We start from the raw sequence: 19485 nt of genomic DNA on the forward strand, positions 1-19485 counted from the left end.
GCCGCATCCGGTGCGATCAGATGTCGAGGAACCGGACGTCCTTGGCGTTGCGCTGGATGAAGTGGCGGCGGGATTCGACGTCCTCGCCCATGAGCGTGGAGAAGATCTCGTCCGCCGCGGCGGCGTCGTCGATCGTCACCTGCAGGAGGGTGCGGGTGGTCGGATCCATCGTGGTCTCCCACAGTTCCTTGGCGTTCATCTCGCCGAGACCCTTGTAGCGCTGGATGCCGTTGTCCTTCGGGATGCGGCGTCCTGCCGCGAGCCCTTCGGCCAGCAGCGCGTCGCGCTCGATGTCGCTGTAGACGTACTCGTGCGGCGAGTTCGACCACTTCAAGCGGTAGAGCGGCGGCTGTGCCAGGTACACGTACCCGGCCTCGATGAGCCCGCGCATGTAACGGAACAGCAGCGTGAGCAGCAGCGTCGTGATGTGCTGACCGTCGACGTCGGCATCGGCCATCAGCACGATCTTGTGATAGCGCGCCTTCTCGATCGAGAAGTCCTCACCGATGCCCGTGCCGAACGCCTGGATCATCGCCTGCACCTCGTTGTTGCCGAGGGCACGGTCGAGCCGGGCGCGTTCGACATTGAGGATCTTGCCGCGCAGCGCCAGGATCGCCTGCGTGTGCGGGTCGCGACCCTGCACCGCGGAGCCGCCGGCCGAGTCGCCCTCGACGAGGAAGATCTCGCTGATCGACGGGTCCTTGCTCGTGCAGTCCTTGAGCTTGTCGGGCATGGAGGCCGACTCGAAGACGCTCTTGCGGCGCGCGGTCTCGCGAGCCTTGCGGGCGGCCATCCGAGCGGTCGCGGCGTCGATCGCCTTGCGGACGATGTTCTTCGCCTGCTGCGGATTGCGGTCGAACCAGTCGCCGAGCTGATCGCCCACGACCTTCTGCACGAACGCCTTCGCCTCGGTGTTGCCGAGCTTCGTCTTGGTCTGACCCTCGAACTGGGGCTCCGACAGCTTGACGGAGATGACGGCCGTCAGGCCCTCGCGCACGTCGTCGCCGGAGAGGTTGTCGTCCTTCTCCTTGAGCAGGTTCTGCGCGCGGGCGTACTTGTTCACGAGAGTCGTGAGCGCCGCGCGGAAACCTTCCTCGTGGGTCCCGCCCTCGTGCGTGTTGATCGTGTTCGCGTAGGTGAACACGTTCTCCGTGTAGGAGGTGGTCCACTGCATCGCGAGCTCGAGCGCGATGTGGCGCTCGGTGTCCTCGGACTCGAAGTCGATGATCTCGTCGTTGACCGCATCCGCCTTGCGCACGCGGTTGAGGTACTCGACGTAGTCGACGAGGCCGCGCTCGTAGAGGAACTCGTCGTGCGGCTGAACCGTGGTGACCTTGCCGTCGATCTCCTCGTCGACCGTGTGGTCGGCTCGCTCGTCGCGCACCGTGATGGTGAGGCCCTTGTTCAGGAACGCCATCTGCTGGAAGCGGGTGCGCAGCGTGTCGTAGTCGAAGTCGACGGTCTCGAAGATCGCGGGATCCGGCCAGAAGGTGATGGTCGTGCCGGTGGACTCGGTCGCCGCCCCTTGTGCGAGCGGTGCCTGCGGCACGCCGCCGTTGGCGTACGACTGGTTCCACTCGTAGCCCTGGCGCTTGACGGCGACCTCCAGCCGCGTCGACAGCGCGTTCACGACGGACGAACCGACGCCGTGCAGGCCGCCGGAGACCGCGTAGCCGCCGCCACCGAACTTTCCGCCGGCGTGGAGGACCGTGAGGACGACCTCGACCGTCGACTTGCCCTCGGTCTTGTGGATGTCGACGGGGATGCCTCGACCGTTGTCGACGACACGCACGCCGCCATCCGCGAGGATCGTCACCTCGATGCGGTCGCAGTATCCCGCGAGTGCCTCATCGACGGAGTTGTCGACGATCTCGTACACCAGGTGGTGGAGTCCGCGCGGGCCGGTGGAACCGATGTACATGCCGGGGCGCTTGCGAACGGCCTCGAGTCCCTCGAGAACCTGGATCGCGTCTGCCCCGTACTCGTTCCGTACCGGCTCGGGGGTGCTCTGTCCGTCGTGGGGAACGCTGGAGGGGGTGGGGGACGTCATAGGTTTCGAGCGCTCCGGTTCTAGTAGACGGACCGTCCCAGTCTATCAAGCGGAGGCTCCGCGCGGGGCGTGTACGCCCGTGTGGCGTCGTAAACGGACGCGAGATACGTCCGTACATGCCTCATCCGTAGGTATCTCGGGGACCGCGCCCTGGAACGGCTCTGGGACCCCATTTCCAGGAGGGGACGTCCGGGCCGACGAAGCGGACGTTCTGGACGCCCGCATCCGGGAACCGCTGCGCGATGGTCGTGACGATGTGCGTGCGCATGAGGCGCAACTGCTTCGCCCAGGCGGTCGAGTCGCACTGCACCGTGAGCACTCCCGCATCCAGTCCCACAGGGCGCGTGTGCCTGGCGGTCTCCTCGCCGGCGACGACCTCCCACTGCCGCACCAGGTCCGCGCGAGCCAGAAGCGGGTCCCAGCCGGCCTGTTTCGTCCAGTGCGCGAGCACGTCGCCGACGCCGTGCGGGTCGCGACCGGGTGTGAACGGCGCCCCTTCATCATCGTTGCCGCGACGCGTGCGCTTCTTCGCACCGCGACGCGTCGTCGGTTCGAGTCCGCGCAGACGCAGGTACGTGCCGAGGGTCTCGGGGACCTCGTCCTCGTCACTCATCGTCGCGGACCTCCAGGATGCGGCCGGCCTCGACGCGCACCGTGCGCCCGCGGAGCTCTTCGGGAACGTCCGCCTCCACGGCGGCCGTCACCACCACCTGCTCGAAGTCCGCGACGAGGGATGCGAGCCGCATCCGCCTGTCGGCATCGAGTTCGGCGAAGACGTCGTCGAGGATGACGATCGGATCTCCCAGCAGTGAATCCGCGCGAAGCAGCTGCGCGGAGGCGAGACGCAGCGCGAGTGCCACCGACCAGGACTCGCCGTGCGACGCGTATCCCTTCACGGGGAGCGCGCGGATGCGGAGCATGAGGTCGTCGCGGTGCGGACCGACCAGCGTCACGCCTCGGTCGAACTCCGCGGCCCGCTTCGCTGCGAGGGCTGCGCGGAAGGCTTCCGCCGTCACGGCCCCCGATGCGACGCGCTGATCGTCGCCGTCCTCCGGATCGAAACCGGCGATGGAGTTGGCCCACTCCAGCTCGGGGGAATGATCCGCGCCGGCGATCGCGGCGTAGGCGGCGACGAGGTGCGGATGCAGGTCGGCGGCGAGGTGAGCGCGGGCCTCGATGATCTCCGTGCCGAGGGCGATGAGCTTGTCGTCCCAGACATCCAGGGTCGGGAGCGCGTCGCCGCGCAAACCTCGGGCGCGGGCGGATTTCAGCAACGCAGTGCGCTGTTTGAGCACGCGGTCGTAGTCCGCGATGACCCCGGCGAGCCGAGGGGAGAGCTGCACGAGCAGTTGGTCGGCGAACCGCCGGCGGGCAGAGGGGTCTCCGCGCACGATCTGCAGATCTTCCGGAGCGAACAGCACGACCTGCGCATAGCGCGGCAGCTCGGCGGAGCGCACCGGCGCCCCGCCGACACGCGCCTTGTTCGATCCCTGCTTGTTGATCTGGATCTCGAGCTGGATGTGTCGCTCACCGTGACCGAGACGGGCGCGGACGAATGCCGCATCCGCTCCCGACCGCACCAGCGGCGCGTCCGCCGACACACGATGCGAGCCGAGCGTGGCGAGGTAGGTCACGGCCTCGGCGAGATTGGTCTTGCCCTGGCCGTTGCGCCCGACGAGCAGGTTCGCTCCGCGGGTGAACTCGAGATCGGCGTGTTCGTAGTTACGGAAGTCGACGAGACTCAGGCGTTCCACGATCACCGGACAACCCTACGGCGACGGTGCGACGCGATCAGCGCAGCAGCAGGTTCGGCTGCAGCAGGTACTTGAACTCGCCCTCGCCGGCGCGCTCCACCGACGTCTGCGGCGTCACGAGGATCGGGCTGAGCTTGTTCGCGTTGTCGCTGGAGGTGAAGGTGATGCGGGAGAACTCGCTGCGCACCGCCGAGAGCGACTCGAGCAGGTACTGCGGGTTGAGCCCGAGGGTCACATCGTCACCGGTCAGCGTCGCGTCGACGGACTCGGATGCGCGCGCCTGCTCGGTACCCGACGCCTCCATCGCCACGCCCTCCGCGGTGAACGTGAAGCGCAGCGGCGCGGAGCGGTCGAGCACGAGCGCGACACGGCGCACCGCCTCGGCGAGCTCCGCGGTGTTCACCACGGCGTGATGCGCGGTCTGCTCGGGGAACAGCCGGCGCACGGGAGGGAAGTTGCCCTTGATCAGCAACGAGGTCACGGTCTTGTTGCCCGACGTGAAAGCGATGATCTCGCGGTCGCCCGAACCGGAGAACGCGATCGAGATGTTCTCGCCGTGCGAGAAGGTCTTACCGACCTCCTGGAGCGTGCGCGCCGGGACGAGCGCCGTGGTGGACTCGCCGTCGGTGGTGGCGGGACCGTCCCAGGGGATCTCTCGGAGCGCGACGCGGTAGCGGTCGGTCGCGACGAGGCTGAGCTGCGTTCCGCTCACTTCGAGCTGGACTCCCGTGAGCACGGGGGTCACGTCGTCACGCGATGCGGCGAAAGCGACCTGTGCGATCGCGGTGGCGAACTCCTCGGCGGGAACGAGGCCGGACTCGCCCGTCACCTCGGGGATCGCGGGATATTCCTGCACCGGCATCGACGCGAGCGTGAAGCGGGCGGATCCGCAGGTGAGCAGGATGCCGTCGTCGTCCACCTCGATCTGAATCGGAGCGTTGGGCAGGCGGCTGGCGATGTCGGAGAGCAGACGACCGTGCACGAGGATCGTGCCGGGTGCCTCCACCGAGGCCTCGATCGTGGTGCGCGCGGATGCCTCGTAGTCGAAGGCCGAGAGGGAGAGTCCCTCGGAACCGGCTTCGATGAGCACACCCGCCAGGATCGGCTGCGGGTTGCGCTGGGGCAGGAGCTTGACGACGAACGATACGGCTTCGCTGAAAACGTCGCGATTGACCTGGAACTTCACAGTGCTCCCTCTCCGGCGGGCTGGGCTTACCCATGCTAGTGCTGCGATCGGTCCAGACGAAGAACACGCTTCCCGCCCCCAGAGGTGATCGCACGTTGATCAAGAGTGAAGTGAGAGTCATCTTGTTAACACCTGTGCAAACTGTGGATAAGTCGGTGGATGACTCTCGGCTCATGGGAACTACACGCGTGTGAGATGTGGACGCGCTGCGGACGGAGCTGTCGAACACGTTTCCTGTGATTCATCGAGCTCGAGCGTTCTCCACACGTGATCGCCGTGTCGTTCACATCGGCCGTCGGCGTTTCGCACAGTTATCCACAACTTGTCCACATGTGTGAAAGCGGAGGATGAGGCCGCGCGAGGCGATTGTCAAATGAGAGTCTTCGCGCACCGGAAACGACGAACCCCACGGCGTCGTGCCGTGGGGTTCGAGGAGCTTCAGCGACCCGCTCTGCCGAGCTGGGCGGTGATCTCCGAGACCTGGTTGTAGATCGAGCGGCGCTCCTTCATGAGGTCGCTGATCTTCTTGTAGGCGTACATGACGGTCGTGTGGTCACGGTTGCCGAAGAGCTGGCCGATCTTCGGCAGGGAGAGGTTCGTGCGCTCCCGGCACAGATACATCGCGATCTGGCGTGCGGTCGCGATCGCCTGCGAGCGGCTCGATCCGTAGAGGTCGTCGACCGACAGTTTGAAGTACTGGGCCGTGGCCGTGATGATGTCCGTCGGTGAGATGACGTTGGTGTCGTCCTGATCGACGATGTCGCGCAGCACCTGCTGCGCGAGCGACATGTCGAGCGTCGACCGATTCAGGCTGGCGAAGGCGGAGACGCGGATGAGGGCGCCCTCGAGCTCGCGGATGTTGCTGGAGACGACGGTCGCGATGTACTCCATGACCTCGGGCGGGATCTGGAGCCGCTCGTTCTGCGCCTTCTTGCGGAGGATCGCGATGCGGGTCTCGAGGTCCGGCGCTTGGACGTCGGTGATCAGGCCCCACTCGAAGCGGCTCCGCATCCGATCCTCGAAACCGGTGAGGTGTTTCGGTGGGACGTCGCTGGTGATCACGACCTGCTTGTCGTGATCGTGGAGTGTGTTGAAGGTGTGGAAGAACGCTTCCTGGGTCTCGGCGCGCCCCTGGAGGAACTGGATGTCGTCGATCAGAAGGATGTCGACGTCGCGGTAGCGAGCCTGGAAGGCGGAGCCCCGGTTGTTGGCGATGGAGTTGATGAAGTCGTTCGTGAACTCTTCGCTGGAGACGTAGCGCACGCGGATGCCGGGATACAGGCTCAGTGCGTAGTCACCGATGGCGTGCAGCAGGTGTGTCTTTCCCAGACCTGAGTCGCCGTAGATGAACAGCGGGTTGTAAGCCTTGGCGGGTGCTTCCGCGACGGCGACCGCGGCCGCGTGGGCGAAACGGTTGGACTGGCCGATGACGAATCGGTCGAAGGTGTACTTCGGGTTCAGCCGGGTGTCTGCCCGGGCGGATGCGGGATCCGCGGCCTCCGCGGCCGGCGCGGGTGTGGCGATGGGCTGCTCGATCACCATGGTCTGAACCGGAACCTCTGCCGTGAGGTGCGCGTCGATCAGTTCCGGGTTGACGACGACTCTGAAGCCGGTGACATCGTTCGTGGACGCCTGTGCGAGGGCTTCCAGGATCATGGGTCGAAGTCGCTTGTTGAGCTGCGCGGCCGTGAGGTCGTTGGGGACATCGAGGTAGAGGAACCCCGACATCACGCCCTGGGCGACCGCCAGGTTGAGGAACCCGTGCATCTGCGGCGAGACCCGGGCGTCACTGCCGAGGATCTCGAGAGCCGCCGACCAGACCGGGACGTCGGGAGTGTCTTGCGCGGTCATGGTCCCCTTCTTGGCCCGGCGAGAACGCGCCGGTGCGCGACACCTGTGGATAACTGCGCGAGCCACGCTAGTCAGCGAGGCCCCAGAGAGCAAACTCCGGCGTCGTTCCGGGGGTGTGTCGGTTCAGCGCGTCGGGGACAGCGCTGTGGATAATGGCGGGTTGACCTCCGCGGTTTGAGTTCTCGGGGTTCGCGCCTTAGTCTTAGTCGGTTGACTTATGCCCTCGAGGCAGTCCCCGACCACGTCTGAAGGCTTCGCCTTCGGGTGGCAACCGTTTCCCGGAGAGATCCCATGAGCAAGCGTACGTTCCAGCCCAACAACCGCCGTCGCGCCAAGAAGCACGGCTTCCGCGCTCGCATGCGCACCCGCGCCGGCCGCGCCATCCTTTCGGCACGCCGCGCCAAGGGCCGCACCGAGCTCTCGGCCTGACCCTTCCGTTGCTCTCGCGGCCGAACCGACTGACCGACGGCGCCGAGTACAAGGCTGTCGTCCGCCGCGGCGTGCGATGTTCCGGCCCCCACACCGTCACGTACGTGGTGGCATCCGGTGACGATCGCGCCGCACGGTTCGGATTCATCGTGAGCAAGAAGGTCGGCACGGCGGTCGTTCGCAATCGTGTCCGCCGGCGACTCAAAGCAATCTGCGCGTCCGCGCTCCCGACTGTGGTCAGGGGCGCGGACGTTGTCGTGCGCGTGCTGCCCGGCGGCGCGGACGCCTCCTTCGCCGATCTCGACGCCGAAGTGAAGCGATGCCTGGCCCGGAGGGCGTCGTGAGCACCTCGACGCTGCCGATGGCGTCGATCGGCGAGGCGACGATGCCGGAGCACGGCTGGCTCCGCGCGATTCCGCTGCTGCCGCGCAACATCATGCTCGGTCTTCTCCATGGTTACCGTGCGACGATCTCGCATACGTACGGCGATGTCTGCAAGTACTACCCGTCCTGCTCCGCCTACGCGGTGGGGGCGGTTCAGCAGCACGGTGCGGTGAAGGGCGCGGCGTTGACCGCCGCTCGGATCGCGCGGTGCCACCCCTGGGCCGAGGGCGGGATCGATGATCCGCCTGCCCACAAGGACTTCTCCCACGCACTGACCCGGCACGGATTCGTCGTGCCACTGAGAAAGGACTGATCCCCGTGGATCTGGTACTTGCGACCGCGACGCAATCATCGGGCGGCTTCGACCTGATCGGGACGATCCTGTGGCCGCTCAAGTGGGTCGTCGAGCTCGTGCTCGTGGCCTGGCACGCGATCTGGACGTTCGTCGGTCTGCCGGCGGACTCGGGTCTGGCCTGGGTGCTCTCTATCGTCGGCCTCGTGATCGTCGTGCGCGCGGCTCTCATCCCGCTCTTCGTCAAGCAGATCAAGAGTCAGCGCAAGATGATGGAGATCGCTCCGGAACTGCGCAAGGTTCAGGAGAAGTACCGGGGCAAGCGCGACCAGCTCTCTCGCGAGGCCATGAGCCGCGAGACCATGGCGCTCTACAAGAAGCACGGCACGACCCCGATCTCCGGCTGCCTGCCGCTCCTCGTGCAGATGCCGATCTTCTTCTCGCTGTACAGCGTGCTGAACGATGTGGCGAAGCACGCCAAGGACGGGATCGGCGGCGTCGGACTGCTCGACCCCAATCTGACGTCTGAGTTCTACAACGCCAACCTGTTCGGAGCCTCGCTCCATGACACCCTCGTCGGTGCCTGGGGGCGTCCCGACGGCACGGTGACGGTCGTCATCCTGCTGGTGCTGGTGGTCCTGATGATCGCGTCGCAGTTCTTCACGCAGCTGCAGATCATCTCGAAGAACCTCTCCCCCGAGGCCAAGACCGGCCAGGCGTACCAGATGCAGCGCATCATGCTCTACATCCTGCCGCTGGCGTTCGTCTTCTCCGGCATCTTCTTCCCGCTCGGCGTCGTCGTGTACTGGTTCATCAGCAACATCTGGACGATGGTGCAGCAGTTCCTCGTCATCCGGAACATGCCGACCCCGGGATCCGAGGCCGCGAAGGCCCGGGAAGAGCGTCTCGCCCGCCGTGGCAAGGCCATCGACAGCAGCGGCAAGATCGTTCCGATCGAGAAGTACCAGGCCGAGCAGCAGCGTCTCCTCGAGGAGGCGGAGCGCAAGCGCGCCGCGGCCCCGAAGCGTCAGCAGCCCGTGGGCAAGCAGCGCGCCAAGAAGCAGGCCGGCAAGCAGCCGCCCGCCGCCAAGAGCGGCGCGTCCGACTCCGAACCCTCCAGCTGAGGAGACCGTCATGACCTCTGAACTCTCCCCCACCACGACCGACACCGTTGAGCAGCTCGAGCAGGAAGGCGATGTCGCCGCCGACTTCCTCGAGGGACTCCTCGACATCGCCGACATCGGCGGCGACCTTGCGCTGGATGTCCGCAACGATCGTGCCTATGTGTCGATCGAGTCGGATGGCGACGACTCACTTCGTGTGCTGTCCGACCCTGATACGGTCAGCGCGCTGCAGGACCTGACCCGTCTCGCCGTGCAGAACCGCACCGGTCGATTCTCGCGCCTCATCCTCGACGTCAGTGGGTCGCGCGACGCGCGACGCCGCGAGCTCGAGGCTTTGGTCGACCGTGCCGCCTCGCGTCTGGAAGACGGTGCATCACAGGCGTCACTCCCTGCGATGTCGAGCTACGAGCGCAAGGTCGTCCACGACATCGCGGCGGAGCGTGGGCTCGTTTCGGAGTCGTACGGCGAAGGCGCGCAGCGCCACACTGTGCTCCGTCGCGCGTGAGTGTTTCACGTGAAACATTGATGGACGAACTCGAGCCGGAGCCGGATGCGGCGTCGACGATCTTCGGAGACCGAATCGATCGCGCCCGCGCCTTCACGCGCAACCTCGCCAAGGAAGGCGAGCTACGCGGACTGATCGGTCCACTGGAGCTACCACGGCTGTGGACTCGTCACATCCTGAACAGTGCGGTGATGGCGCCGCTCGTTCCAGTTGGTCGTATCGGCGATGTCGGATCTGGAGCAGGATTACCAGGCATCGTCGGGGCGATCGCACGCCCTGACGTCGAGTGGGTTCTGATCGAGCCGATGGAACGACGCACCCAGTGGCTGCAGGAGCAGGTCGACGAACTCGCCCTGGACAACGTCGAGGTCTTCCGCGGTCGCTCGCAGGACTGGACCCGCGGCGCGACCCTCGATGCGGTGACGGCCCGCGCGGTGAGCGCTCTGCGCACACTTCTTCCGATCACGGCGCCTCTCGTGCGTGATGGCGGAGAGCTCATTCTTCTCAAAGGTGCCGCTGCGGATGCAGAGATCGAGAAGGCCGCGAAACAGGCGCGCGCTCACCGAGTTGTCGATCTGCGCGTCGAGATGGTGGGGGAGAGCATCTTGGACGCGCCGACCCGGGTGGTCCGTGGACGGGTGAACCGCTCCTGAGGGGATGTTTCACGTGAAACATCACGGCGTGGCTGTCGATGGCGACGATTAGAGTGGACAGGGTTCGATGCTGGCGAAAGGCGAAGTGTTTCACGTGAAACAATCCGACGACACCGCGACGGACTTCGGTGACGACACCCCTCTTGCCCGCGAACTCGCAGACCTCCGCGCGCGGCGACGCGCTCTCGAGGACTCCACTGTGACCCTGCCGACAGGGACTCGCACCCTCACGGTCTCGAACCAGAAGGGCGGCGTCGGCAAGACGACGACGACCGTCAATCTTGCGGCCGCGCTCGCGAGCGTGGGTGCTCGCGTGCTGGTGATCGACCTGGATCCGCAGGGGAACGCATCCACTGCCCTGGGTGTGCCGCACACGGCGGACATCCCGAGTGTCTACGACGTGCTGATCGATGAGTTCCCGCTCGCCGACATCGTCCAGACGAGCCCCGAGTCTCCGTTGCTCACGTGCGCGCCGAGCACGATCCACCTCGCCGGCGCGGAGATCGAGCTGGTCTCTCAGGTCGCGCGCGAGCACCGGCTTCGCCGCGCACTGGAGGAGTACCTCGCCACCGCCGAAGAGCCGCCGCATGTCGTTCTCATCGACTGCCCGCCTTCGCTGGGATTGCTCACCATCAACGCGTTCACTGCCGCGGACGAGGTTCTCATTCCCATTCAGTGCGAGTACTACGCCCTCGAGGGACTGAGTCAGCTCCTCGGTAGCGTGCAGATGATCCAGAAGCACCTGAATCCGCCGCTTCACGTGTCCTCCATCCTGCTGACGATGTACGACGGGCGCACACGACTCGCTCAGCAGGTCGCCGAGGAAGTGCGCACGCACTTCCCGAAGGAAGTGCTGAACACGGTGATCCCGCGCTCGGTGCGGGTGTCCGAAGCGCCGAGCTTCGGGCAGACCGTCATCGCCTACGACGGCCAGTCGGCAGGCGCGGTCGCCTACCGTGAAGCCGCCGTCGAACTGCTGGCTCGCGAGGCCGATGAGGCCGCGTCCGCCACGAACGAAGGAGAACACTGATGGCCAAGCGAACGGGACTCGGTCGGGGGATCGGCGCTCTCATCCCGACATCGGAGGGTTCTGAGGCGCGTCCGGTCGACGTGTTCTTCCCCGGCGCCCCCGCACCCCAGGCGGATGCGGCGAAGGAAGAGGTGCCGCAGGAGGAGCTGATCGCCGTTCCCGGCGCACGCCTGATCCAGGTCGATCCGCACGCGATCGTTCCCAACCCTCGTCAGCCGCGGACGAACTTCGACCCGGAAGATCTCGCAGAGCTGGTGCACTCCGTACGCGAGTTCGGTGTGTTGCAGCCGGTCGTCGTGCGCGACACCGGCGAGGGCACCTATGAGCTGATCATGGGAGAGCGGCGAACCCGAGCCGCGCGCGAGGCGGGGCTGGAGACGATCCCCGCGATTCTCCGTGAGACCGCCGACGAGGATCTGCTCCGCGACGCCCTTCTCGAGAATCTGCACCGGTCGCAGCTGAACCCGCTCGAGGAGGCATCCGCATATCAGCAGCTGCTCGAGGACTTCGGCATCACCCAGGAACAGCTGGCCACGCGGATCGGAAGGTCGCGTCCCCAGATCTCCAACACCATCCGCCTACTGCGTCTGCCGGTTCCGGTACAGCAGCGTGTCGCTGCCGGCGTGCTCTCGGCCGGGCACGCCCGTGCGATCCTGTCCGTTGAGGACGGCGAGAGCATGCAGCGCCTCGCGGACAAGATCGTGAACGAGGACCTGTCGGTCCGTGCGGCCGAAGCCGCGGCCAAGGGTGCCGCCACGGTGAAGCGGCCTGCACCGAAGGCGGGGGCGCGACGCGCACATCTCGATGAGATCGCGGAACGGTTGGGGGATCGACTCAACACGCGCGTGAAGATCTCCATCTCCGCACGAAAAGGCCAGATCGCGATCGATTTCGCCACCATCCAGGACTTGAACCGCATCCTCAGTGAGCTCGGTGAGGAAGAGCTCGGCGCATCTCGCTGATCCGGGCGGAGAATCGCTCCTGACGAATCGAAATCGCGTGCTTCGGCGCGGTGAGATCCGCGTATCGGGTCTCGACTCCTTGTGTCTCCGGGCCTCGCTCAATCAACGACCGGAGGGTGGCCGACGCCGAGGCCCCGATGCGTCAGACGAAACGTAGGCTGGAATCATGACCTCCGAATCCCCACGCCGTCGAGCGAGTCTCGAGCTGCTGCGGGCGGAAGCCGCGGACGAACTGGCCGCCCTCATCCACGAACGACTCCGTGAGGGAGAGGACCCGTGGGACTTCATGGAAGAGCTCCCCACGGTCGATGAACTCGTCGTGTTCCTCCTGCGCGCAGAGAACATCGCCGAAGCCGGCGGCAGCAAGCCGTCGCAGGCGCGCCACTACCGTGTGCTGCGTCAGATCGCCCTGGACTATCCGCCGCTGACCCGTGCCGTCTGGCGCCTGCTCGGCGACACGAACACCTCTCGCCGATGGGACGCCACCGTGCGGCCCGAAGCATCCTGAACAGCGCACAGAAGAAGCCCCCGGAGGATCTCCGGGGGCTTCTTCTGTGCGGGGAAGTGGATCAGCCGATGAACGCGGCCAGATCCTGCTCGAGCGCGAACTTCGGCTTCGCGCCGATGATCGTGGTCTTGACCTCGCCGCCCTGGAACACCTTCATCGCCGGGATGGAGGTGATCTGGTACTTCATCGCGAGATCGGGATTCTCGTCCACGTTGAGCTTGAGGACCGTGATCTTCTCGGGGTTCTCCGCCTGGATCTCATCGAGAACCGGGGCCACCATGCGACACGGGCCGCACCACTCCGCCCAGAAGTCCACCAGGACAGGACCGTCTGCTTCGAGGACGTCCTGGTTCCAGGTGCTCGAGCTGGTCGCCTTCGCGCTCATTGTCATTTCCCTTCGTAAGCCTTACTCGTACCGAACACCCGACGGGGTTCGGATGTTCCCTCAGACGACCGGCAGACCCTCGATCTGGTCGGCGTCGGGCTGCGGCGCGCCCGCTTCGTCGAGCGCCGCGAGGAAGTGCTCCGCGTCCAGGGCCGCGATCGTTCCGGATGCCGCGGCGGTGACCGCCTGACGGTAGGTCGGGTCGATCACGTCGCCCGCGGCGAACACGCCGGGCATCGACGTGCGCGACGACCGCCCGTCGACCCAGATCGTTCCCTCCGGGGTCAGGTCGAGCTGACCGTGGACGAGCTTCGTACGCGGGTCGTTGCCGATGGCGACGAACACTCCCTGCAGGTCGAGCTCGCGCGTCGAACCGTCGACCGCGTCCTTCAGGACGACGCCGGTCACCGCCTCGTCACCGAGGATGTCGACGACCTCGCTGTTCCACACGAACTCGATCTTCTCGTTCGCGATCGCGCGCTCCTGCATGATTTTCGAGGCGCGCAGCTCGTCGCGACGGTGGATGACGTAGACCTTCGTCGCGAAGCGCGTGAGGAAGGTCGCCTCCTCCATCGCGGAGTCGCCGCCACCGACGACGGCGATCGTGCGCTCGCGGAAGAAGAAACCGTCACAGGTCGCACACCACGACACACCGCGACCGGAGAGGTGCTCCTCCTTCGGCAGGCCGATCTTGCGGTAGGCGGAGCCCGTCGCGAAGATCACGGCAGCGGCCTCTTCGACCGCCCCGGAGCCCAGCTGAACACGCTTCACGGGACCGGAGAGGTCGAGCTCGGTGACGTCCTGGTAGAGGATCTCGGCGCCGAACTTGCGGGCCTGCTCCTCCATCTTGGTCATGAGCTCGGGACCCTGGATGCCCTCGGGGAAGCCGGGGAAGTTCTCCACCTCGGTGGTGTTCATGAGCTCACCGCCGACCTCGACGGAGCTGGCGATGACCAGCGGCTTGAGGTTGCCCCGGGCCGCGTAAATGGCGGCGGTGTAGCCTGCGGGGCCGGAGCCGATGATGATGAGCTGACGCACGTGCGTTCTCCCTCGTGGTTTCAAAGTGCTCAACATATGGTATCCGCGGGACATTCCCGCGGTCCGTTTGTCAGCGTCTGGAAAGGATGCGGCGAAGCGGTCGCAGCGCCGGGGCCAGTTCGGGGGTGCGCAGAGCTGCGAGCACGCCCAGGTAGACGACCAGGGTGACCGCCCCGATGATGCCGGTGCCGATCGCGCCGAAGATCTTGTCGGAGGTCGTCCAACCGGTGTCACCGCCGAGGAGCAGGTAGACCCCCCATCCGGCCGCCGCCGCCGGGAGCGCGGCGACCGCGTACCGGGCGATCGCGACGAACCACGAGCGGATGCCGAGGGAGCCGATCCGCCGGCGCAGCAGGATGGCTGCGAGCACGGCCTGCACGGTGATCGCGATCGACTGGCCGAGGGCGACGGCGGCCGCGAGCCACGGCGTCGGGGCGAGCCAGGCGGCGGCGAGAGCGGTGACGATCACGAGGACCGCCTGTACGGTCGTGAAGACGAACGGGGTCCGGGTGTCGTCGTAGGCGTAGAAGGTGCGCTGCAGCACGAAGAGGACCGAGAGCGGCAGCAGGCTCACGAGGTAGGCGATGAGCACCGGAGCGAGCTCGGCCGCATCCGTCGCGTTGTTCACGATGATGCGCGACGCCGGGACCGACGCGACCACGAGAGCGGCCGTCGCGACGACGATCAACAAGCTGATGATGCGGATGCTGCGCGATACATCGCCGCGCACCTCATCGTCCCGTCCCGCCGAGGCGTGCTCGCTGATCTGCGTGAAGTACGGAGTCCCGATCGAGAGCACGATGACCGAGTACGGGAGCATGAAGATGAGCCAGGCGGTCTGCGTCGCGAGCGTCGAGGCGCCGTCGCCGGTCGCCTCGGAGATGACCCGGCTCTGGATGAGGCCCGCGATCTGTCCGACGACGACCATGGCCGCGGTCCAGCCGGCCAGGCGCCCCATGTTGCGAAAACCCAGTCCGCGCCAGTGGAAGTCAGGGCGCAACCGGAGCCCCGTGCGCCGCCAGGACACGAGCAGGATGAGTGCCTGCACCGCGATGCCGAAGGTCGCCGTGCCGCCCAGGGCGGCGATGGATGCGGCGCTCCAGTCCGACACCGCCGAACGATCTCCTCCGATGACGAGCATCAGCAGCAGGAAGCCGGCGATGGAGATGACGTTGTTGAGCACCGGGGCCCAGGTGAACGGTCCGAAGATGCGGCGCGCGTTGAGCGTCTCTCCCAGGAGCGAGTATAGACCGTAGAAGAAGATCTGCGGCAGGCACCAGTAGGCGAACGCGGTCGCCAGGGCGTGCTGCTCGGGGCTGTAGGCGGGCGCGTAGAGCGTGATGAGCACGGGCGCGAGCAGCATCGCCACGGCTGTGACGGCGAGCAGCACGACGATCCCCGCGGTGAACAGGGCGGAGATGAAACGCTGGCCCCTGTCCTCCCTCGCGCTCGCGCGAACGATCTGCGGCACGATCACCGCGGTGAGCACGCCCGCCGAGATGATCGCATAGACGTTGTTCGGCAGCTGGTTGGCCTGCGCGAAGGCATCGCCCGCTCGCGAGGACATGGTGCCGAGGACCGCCACCAGCACGATGGTGCGGATGAGGCCCGTGACGCGGGAGACGAGCGTTCCCGCTCCCAGCAGCACGCTTGCCCGGCCCAATCCGCTCACGCGTTCTCCTCATCATCGGTGCGGACCGCATCCGCCTTGTCGCGCCTACGGCGTCGGACGGTTCGGACGGCGCCGATCGTGAGGAACGCGGCCGCGAGCACGACGAGCGCGGCAAGGCCGATTCCCTCCCAGTCGGCTCGCACGTTGACATCCACCGTCTGCGTCTGGCCGATGGGCACGTATGCGGGGCTGCGCAGGCTGAGATCGATCTTGACGTCGCCGTTTCCGATCCGCGCGTTCACGGGGACCTCGACGAGCGTGTTGGCGGATGCGGCGGCGACCACGGCGTTCTCACGCTCGACGTCGACGCGCAGATCATCCGGCGAGGCCACGAGCACGACGTTCACGGGGTAGGGGAGGTCGTTGCGCACCCAGAAGCGCAGATTGGTGCCCGCGGTCAGCAGGTTCAGCGCTGTCGAGGGCACGATCGACACCGAGTCGAGCGTCGTCGTGGTGGCTTCCGCGTGTGCCGCGACGGCGCTCTGCCAGCCCGACGGATCGCCGAGCCACCCGCCGCCCAGAACCTGGAGGATGGCGGCGCGCTCGCGTCCGGTGAGCAGCGACGGGTCGTCGAGGATCGTGGCGAAACTGTCGATCTGTGCGGCTCCGGCCAGCATGCTCGTCAGCGCCGCCGGACGCGAGGGGTCGACCGTGCCCGCCGAGACCTGGACCTCTGTCGGGGAGGTGCCGAGCATGCTCGACAGCCCCACGGCGGTCATGCCCGTCGTCGCCGCGGAGATCGCCCCGCGCAGGCCCTGCGGGTCGCGGACGGAGGACCTGCCCAGGGTGACGAGAATCGGGGACCCCTGTGCCGACGAGGACGCGAAGGTCAGATGCGCGGCCGCGGCCGCCGCATCCGCCGCGCGGGACGTGGGCTGTGTCGCGGTGGATGCGGCCTGAAGCGCAGCGGATGCGCCCGCCGACGCGACGAGCAGCTCACCGCCGCCGGTCCGCGCGTGTGCGGCGGATGCGGCGGACACCTGCGTGCTGTCGACGATCGTGATCGCGCCCGGTGTCGCCGCGGTGAGCCACCCGATGAGCTCCGGGGAAGCCGTGCCCGACGGCGGCCAGTAGATCGTCGGCTCTCCGGCGGCGCGCACGTCGAGGAGCGCGTCGAGGGTCGGCGGTGCGGGGTCGGACTGCTGCGTGTCCGTCGGGGCGGGCGTGGGCGCGGCCGGCTGCGCCTTCACATCCACGTACGCGTTCAACGATGTCGGCGTGAGCGGTGCGTCGATCCCCGCCGCGAACTGCGTGCTCACGTCGGCGTCGCCGTACTGCAGCGCGAACCGCGGGTTGGGCAGGTCCATGAGCCGCTGCAGCCACGCCTGAGCGGACTCCGGCGCAGCGGTTCCACGCGCCCGAATGGAGGCCACGATCGCCGGATCCACGGCGAGGATCGCGGAGGTTCCCGTGACGGCGTCGAGCGCGGCGGTCAGCGCGCCGTCGGATGCGGTGAGGGTGGCCAGCTGTTCGGTCGACAGCATCCCCGCCGTCAGCGCCGGCGCGGTGATGGGGACGATGACGGCGACGGTGCCCGTGGGGCCGGTGCCGATCGTCACCACGGAGCGCGCCGTCTCGCCCGCGACGGTGACCCACAGCGGGTAGACGCCCGCGCCGCGGCCCGCGAGGGCGGGGTCGTCGGCCGCGACGATCACGCTCGCCGAGCTCGACTGCCCGGGTGCGGTCTCTTCGACCGCGCTGGATCCGATGACGCGCCCGGCCGGGGCATCAGCCGATCCCGACAGCCACGCGTCGAGAGCGGCGGAGCCGTCCAGCGGTGCATCTGCGAGCAGCAGCTCGGCCGTCGAGCCGGCGGCTCGCGAGCTCGTGCCGTTCTCGAGGGAGACCAGCGCTGTGAGCGCCTCGCCTGCGGCCAGCACTCCGCCGGACAAGGGTGCCACCGAGACGTCGATCGTTCCCGTCGCGGACGGCGAGGGCGTCGGCGTGGCGGCGGCTGCGGGGGCGACGATCCCCAGCACGATCGCGACGGCGATGAGCGGCGCGAGCAGAAGTCGTCGCCGCCGGAATGCGGGGGTGCCCGTGCGGGCCGAAGTCGGAATCATTCGTAGCTGAGCAGGCTCCTGTGCGGAGAATCCGCAGGGTCGGGAGCGAGTCTACGGGCCCGGGCCTGGGATTCACCGAGCGCGCGCCCGGGTTGAATGGACTCATGCACACTGCCATCGCCCACCGCTTCGCCGATGATCTGCGCGCCGCGGGCTTCACGACTGCGGCCCTTCACCCGCTCATCGGCGACGCCGCGGAAGCGGCGCTCGCGCGGGCTGTCGCCGTCCCGGCCCGACGGGCCCTCGCTCGGCATCCGCAGAACGCCGTCGCCGTGCTCGCCCGCCTGTTCGTGCTGGGGGACGTCGTCGATGCCTCATCCGTAGCCGCGGCACTGCCCACCACCGGACTCGCGGATGCCGAGCGGCTCGGCGTGATCGAACGCCGCGGCGACAGCGTGGCGCCCGCGGTGGCTGTGCGCCCGCACGTCTTCGCCGACGGTGGCGAGGGATGGATCGCGAGCGATCTGGACGAGCTGGCCGGCGTCTTCCCGTTGCGTCCGGACCACGTGCTCGGTGTCGGCGGCGCCGGCAGGACGCTGGTCTCTCTGCTTCCCGCATCCGGGAACGGCCGTGCCCTCGACCTCGGATGCGGATGCGGTCTGGTGGCCTTCGAGCTGCACCGGAGGGGATTCGAGGTCGTCGCGACGGACATCTCGCCGCGCGCACTGTGGTTCACGCGGCTGGGAGCGGCGCTCAACAACCTGGAGGGCATCGATGTCCGCGAGGGCAGTCTGTACGAGCCCGTCGGCGACGAGCGTTTCGAGTTGATCGCCTCGAACCCGCCGTTCGTCATCACGCCGCGGGTGGCCGGCGTGCCCGCCTACGAGTACCGCGACGGCGGGCGGGCGGGGGACGAGCTCATGCGCGAGGTCGTCGCCGGTGCCGCACCCCATCTCGTCGAGGGTGGACGAGCGATCATGCTCGGCAACTGGCAGGACCGTGAGGATCTGGCGGGGCTGGAGCGGGTGCGCGCGTGGACGGAGGGCATCGGCGCGTGGGTCATCGAGCGCGAGCAGCTCGATCCGGCCCGCTACGCGGAGCTGTGGGTGCGCGACGGCGGCACGCGGCCGGGCAGCGACGAGCATGAGGCGCTGATCGGCGCCTGGCTCGACGACTTCGAGACGCGCGGCGTCACGGGCGTGGGGCTCGGCTGGGTGCAGCTCATGCGCGGCTCGGGGCTGCGCCGCTTCGAACGGGTGGTGCAGGCGGTCGACACCGCCGTGCTCGCCGCGCACACCGCCGCTGTGTGGCGGGCCGCGGCATGGCTGGATCGAACCGACGACATGGTGCTCGCCGCATCCGTGCTGCGCGTCGCCGCCGACGTCACCGAGGCGCGGCATCACCTTCCCGGTGCGGAAGCGCCCAGCGTGATCGAGCTGCGACAGGGAGGCGGGCTCGCCCGCACGGTGTCCGCGGACCCGGCGCTGGCCGCACTCGTCGGCGCGAGCGACGGAGAGCTGCCCGTGGGCGTGCTCATCGACGCCATCGCAGATCTGCTCGAGGTCGATGCCGCATCTCTCCGATCCGACCTGCTCCCGAGGGTCAGGGAGCTGGTGCTGACCGGGATGCTGGAGGTGCCGCACGGCGCGGCCGATTAGG

19 protein-coding genes are annotated in these 19485 nt (G+C 67.6%); 10 read left to right on the forward strand and 9 right to left on the reverse strand.

Annotated features, from left to right (window positions below):
- Positions 1 to 16: 16 nt before the first annotated feature.
- The 5 genes from gyrB to dnaA form a co-directional block, all read right to left on the reverse strand.
- Positions 17 to 2050: a DNA topoisomerase (ATP-hydrolyzing) subunit B gene (gene gyrB / locus EHF32_RS12560; RefSeq protein ID WP_137418502.1), complete on the reverse strand. Its 2034-nt coding sequence runs from the start codon at positions 2048 to 2050 to the stop codon at positions 17 to 19.
- 121 nt (positions 2051 to 2171) lie between these two features.
- The gene (locus EHF32_RS12565; RefSeq protein ID WP_137418503.1) at positions 2172 to 2663 is read right to left on the reverse strand and encodes a DUF721 domain-containing protein; all 492 of its coding nucleotides are present in this window, start codon (positions 2661 to 2663) and stop codon (positions 2172 to 2174) included.
- A complete protein-coding gene (gene recF, locus EHF32_RS12570) occupies positions 2656 to 3810 on the reverse strand; it encodes a DNA replication/repair protein RecF (RefSeq protein ID WP_137418504.1) in 1155 nt (384 codons plus the stop codon). Before recF ends, EHF32_RS12565 begins: the two co-directional genes overlap by 8 nt.
- A gap of 31 nt (positions 3811 to 3841) precedes the next feature.
- Positions 3842 to 4990 carry a DNA polymerase III subunit beta gene (gene dnaN / locus EHF32_RS12575; protein ID WP_137418505.1) on the reverse strand — a complete coding sequence of 383 codons (1149 nt, stop codon included), beginning with the start codon at positions 4988 to 4990 and terminating at the stop codon, positions 3842 to 3844.
- Between the two features lie 438 nt (positions 4991 to 5428).
- Positions 5429 to 6841, reverse strand: a complete 1413-nt coding sequence (gene dnaA, locus EHF32_RS12580) for a chromosomal replication initiator protein DnaA (RefSeq protein WP_137418506.1) — start codon at positions 6839 to 6841, stop codon at positions 5429 to 5431.
- 291 nt (positions 6842 to 7132) lie between these two features.
- On the opposite strand from dnaA, the gene rpmH reads away from it, so the two are divergent.
- The 9 genes from rpmH to EHF32_RS12625 all read left to right on the forward strand — a co-directional run bounded on the left by rpmH (position 7133) and on the right by EHF32_RS12625 (position 12728).
- A complete protein-coding gene (gene rpmH, locus EHF32_RS12585) occupies positions 7133 to 7270 on the forward strand; it encodes a 50S ribosomal protein L34 (protein ID WP_022879826.1) in 138 nt (45 codons plus the stop codon).
- A 71-nt stretch (positions 7271 to 7341) separates the two neighbouring features.
- On the forward strand, positions 7342 to 7614 hold the full coding sequence (gene rnpA, locus EHF32_RS12590; protein ID WP_238343852.1) for a ribonuclease P protein component: 273 nt from the start codon (positions 7342 to 7344) through the stop codon (positions 7612 to 7614).
- Between the two features lie 17 nt (positions 7615 to 7631).
- Positions 7632 to 7967 carry a membrane protein insertion efficiency factor YidD gene (yidD, locus tag EHF32_RS12595; RefSeq protein ID WP_238343853.1) on the forward strand — a complete coding sequence of 112 codons (336 nt, stop codon included), beginning with the start codon at positions 7632 to 7634 and terminating at the stop codon, positions 7965 to 7967.
- Between the two features lie 5 nt (positions 7968 to 7972).
- Entirely contained in the window at positions 7973 to 9070 is a 1098-nt protein-coding gene (yidC, locus tag EHF32_RS12600) for a membrane protein insertase YidC (protein ID WP_234074081.1), read from the forward strand.
- A gap of 10 nt (positions 9071 to 9080) precedes the next feature.
- Positions 9081 to 9575, forward strand: coding sequence for a Jag family protein (locus EHF32_RS12605; protein WP_137418510.1), 495 nt, complete (start codon positions 9081 to 9083; stop codon positions 9573 to 9575).
- Between the two features lie 20 nt (positions 9576 to 9595).
- Positions 9596 to 10228: a 16S rRNA (guanine(527)-N(7))-methyltransferase RsmG gene (gene rsmG, locus EHF32_RS12610; protein ID WP_137418511.1), complete on the forward strand. Its 633-nt coding sequence runs from the start codon at positions 9596 to 9598 to the stop codon at positions 10226 to 10228.
- An 85-nt stretch (positions 10229 to 10313) separates the two neighbouring features.
- Positions 10314 to 11258, forward strand: coding sequence for a ParA family protein (locus EHF32_RS12615; RefSeq protein WP_238343704.1), 945 nt, complete (start codon positions 10314 to 10316; stop codon positions 11256 to 11258).
- The gene (locus EHF32_RS12620; protein ID WP_137418513.1) at positions 11258 to 12220 is read left to right on the forward strand and encodes a ParB/RepB/Spo0J family partition protein; all 963 of its coding nucleotides are present in this window, start codon (positions 11258 to 11260) and stop codon (positions 12218 to 12220) included. The genes EHF32_RS12615 and EHF32_RS12620 overlap by 1 nt, the downstream gene beginning before the upstream one ends.
- A gap of 166 nt (positions 12221 to 12386) precedes the next feature.
- On the forward strand, positions 12387 to 12728 hold the full coding sequence (locus tag EHF32_RS12625) for a tryptophan synthase subunit alpha (RefSeq protein ID WP_137418514.1): 342 nt from the start codon (positions 12387 to 12389) through the stop codon (positions 12726 to 12728).
- 61 nt (positions 12729 to 12789) lie between these two features.
- Here the strand turns inward: EHF32_RS12625 and trxA are convergent, their stop codons facing one another.
- From trxA to EHF32_RS12645, 4 genes are all read right to left on the reverse strand, one after another.
- Entirely contained in the window at positions 12790 to 13113 is a 324-nt protein-coding gene (trxA, locus tag EHF32_RS12630; RefSeq protein WP_137418515.1) for a thioredoxin, read from the reverse strand.
- Between the two features lie 60 nt (positions 13114 to 13173).
- Positions 13174 to 14151 carry a thioredoxin-disulfide reductase gene (gene trxB, locus EHF32_RS12635; RefSeq protein ID WP_137418516.1) on the reverse strand — a complete coding sequence of 326 codons (978 nt, stop codon included), beginning with the start codon at positions 14149 to 14151 and terminating at the stop codon, positions 13174 to 13176.
- Positions 14152 to 14221: 70 nt separating this feature from the next.
- Complete coding sequence (gene murJ, locus EHF32_RS12640) at positions 14222 to 15823, reverse strand: murein biosynthesis integral membrane protein MurJ (RefSeq protein WP_137418517.1); 1602 nt, start codon at positions 15821 to 15823, stop codon at positions 14222 to 14224.
- Positions 15820 to 17886 (reverse strand): DUF6049 family protein, encoded by a 2067-nt coding sequence (locus EHF32_RS12645; RefSeq protein ID WP_137418518.1) that lies wholly within the window; start codon positions 17884 to 17886, stop codon positions 15820 to 15822. The genes murJ and EHF32_RS12645 overlap by 4 nt, the downstream gene beginning before the upstream one ends.
- Positions 17887 to 17990: 104 nt before the next feature.
- Between EHF32_RS12645 and EHF32_RS12650 the strand changes: the two genes are divergently transcribed.
- Entirely contained in the window at positions 17991 to 19484 is a 1494-nt protein-coding gene (locus EHF32_RS12650; RefSeq protein WP_137418519.1) for a DUF7059 domain-containing protein, read from the forward strand.
- The last annotated feature ends 1 nt before the right edge of the window (position 19485 follow it).

It is taken from the genome of Microbacterium sp. RG1 (assembly GCF_005347485.1).
GTDB classification, from domain to species: domain Bacteria; phylum Actinomycetota; class Actinomycetes; order Actinomycetales; family Microbacteriaceae; genus Microbacterium; species Microbacterium binotii_A.

Excerpts from the sequence above, each read along its gene's own strand:
- dnaA (WP_137418506.1), bottom strand. The coding sequence starts at position 6,841 with ATGACCGCGCAAGACACTCCCGACGTCCCGGTCTGGTCGGCGGCTCTC.
- trxA (WP_137418515.1), bottom strand. The coding sequence starts at position 13,113 with ATGAGCGCGAAGGCGACCAGCTCGAGCACCTGGAACCAGGACGTCCTC.
- yidD (WP_238343853.1), top strand. The coding sequence starts at position 7,632 with ATGGCGTCGATCGGCGAGGCGACGATGCCGGAGCACGGCTGGCTCCGC.
- EHF32_RS12645 (WP_137418518.1), bottom strand. The coding sequence starts at position 17,886 with ATGATTCCGACTTCGGCCCGCACGGGCACCCCCGCATTCCGGCGGCGA.
- EHF32_RS12620 (WP_137418513.1), top strand. The coding sequence starts at position 11,258 with ATGGCCAAGCGAACGGGACTCGGTCGGGGGATCGGCGCTCTCATCCCG.
- EHF32_RS12650 (WP_137418519.1), top strand. The coding sequence starts at position 17,991 with ATGCACACTGCCATCGCCCACCGCTTCGCCGATGATCTGCGCGCCGCG.
- EHF32_RS12565 (WP_137418503.1), bottom strand. The coding sequence starts at position 2,663 with ATGAGTGACGAGGACGAGGTCCCCGAGACCCTCGGCACGTACCTGCGT.
- rsmG (WP_137418511.1), top strand. The coding sequence starts at position 9,596 with ATGGACGAACTCGAGCCGGAGCCGGATGCGGCGTCGACGATCTTCGGA.
- gyrB (WP_137418502.1), bottom strand. The coding sequence starts at position 2,050 with ATGACGTCCCCCACCCCCTCCAGCGTTCCCCACGACGGACAGAGCACC.
- rpmH (WP_022879826.1), top strand. The coding sequence starts at position 7,133 with ATGAGCAAGCGTACGTTCCAGCCCAACAACCGCCGTCGCGCCAAGAAG.
- EHF32_RS12605 (WP_137418510.1), top strand. The coding sequence starts at position 9,081 with ATGACCTCTGAACTCTCCCCCACCACGACCGACACCGTTGAGCAGCTC.
- EHF32_RS12625 (WP_137418514.1), top strand. The coding sequence starts at position 12,387 with ATGACCTCCGAATCCCCACGCCGTCGAGCGAGTCTCGAGCTGCTGCGG.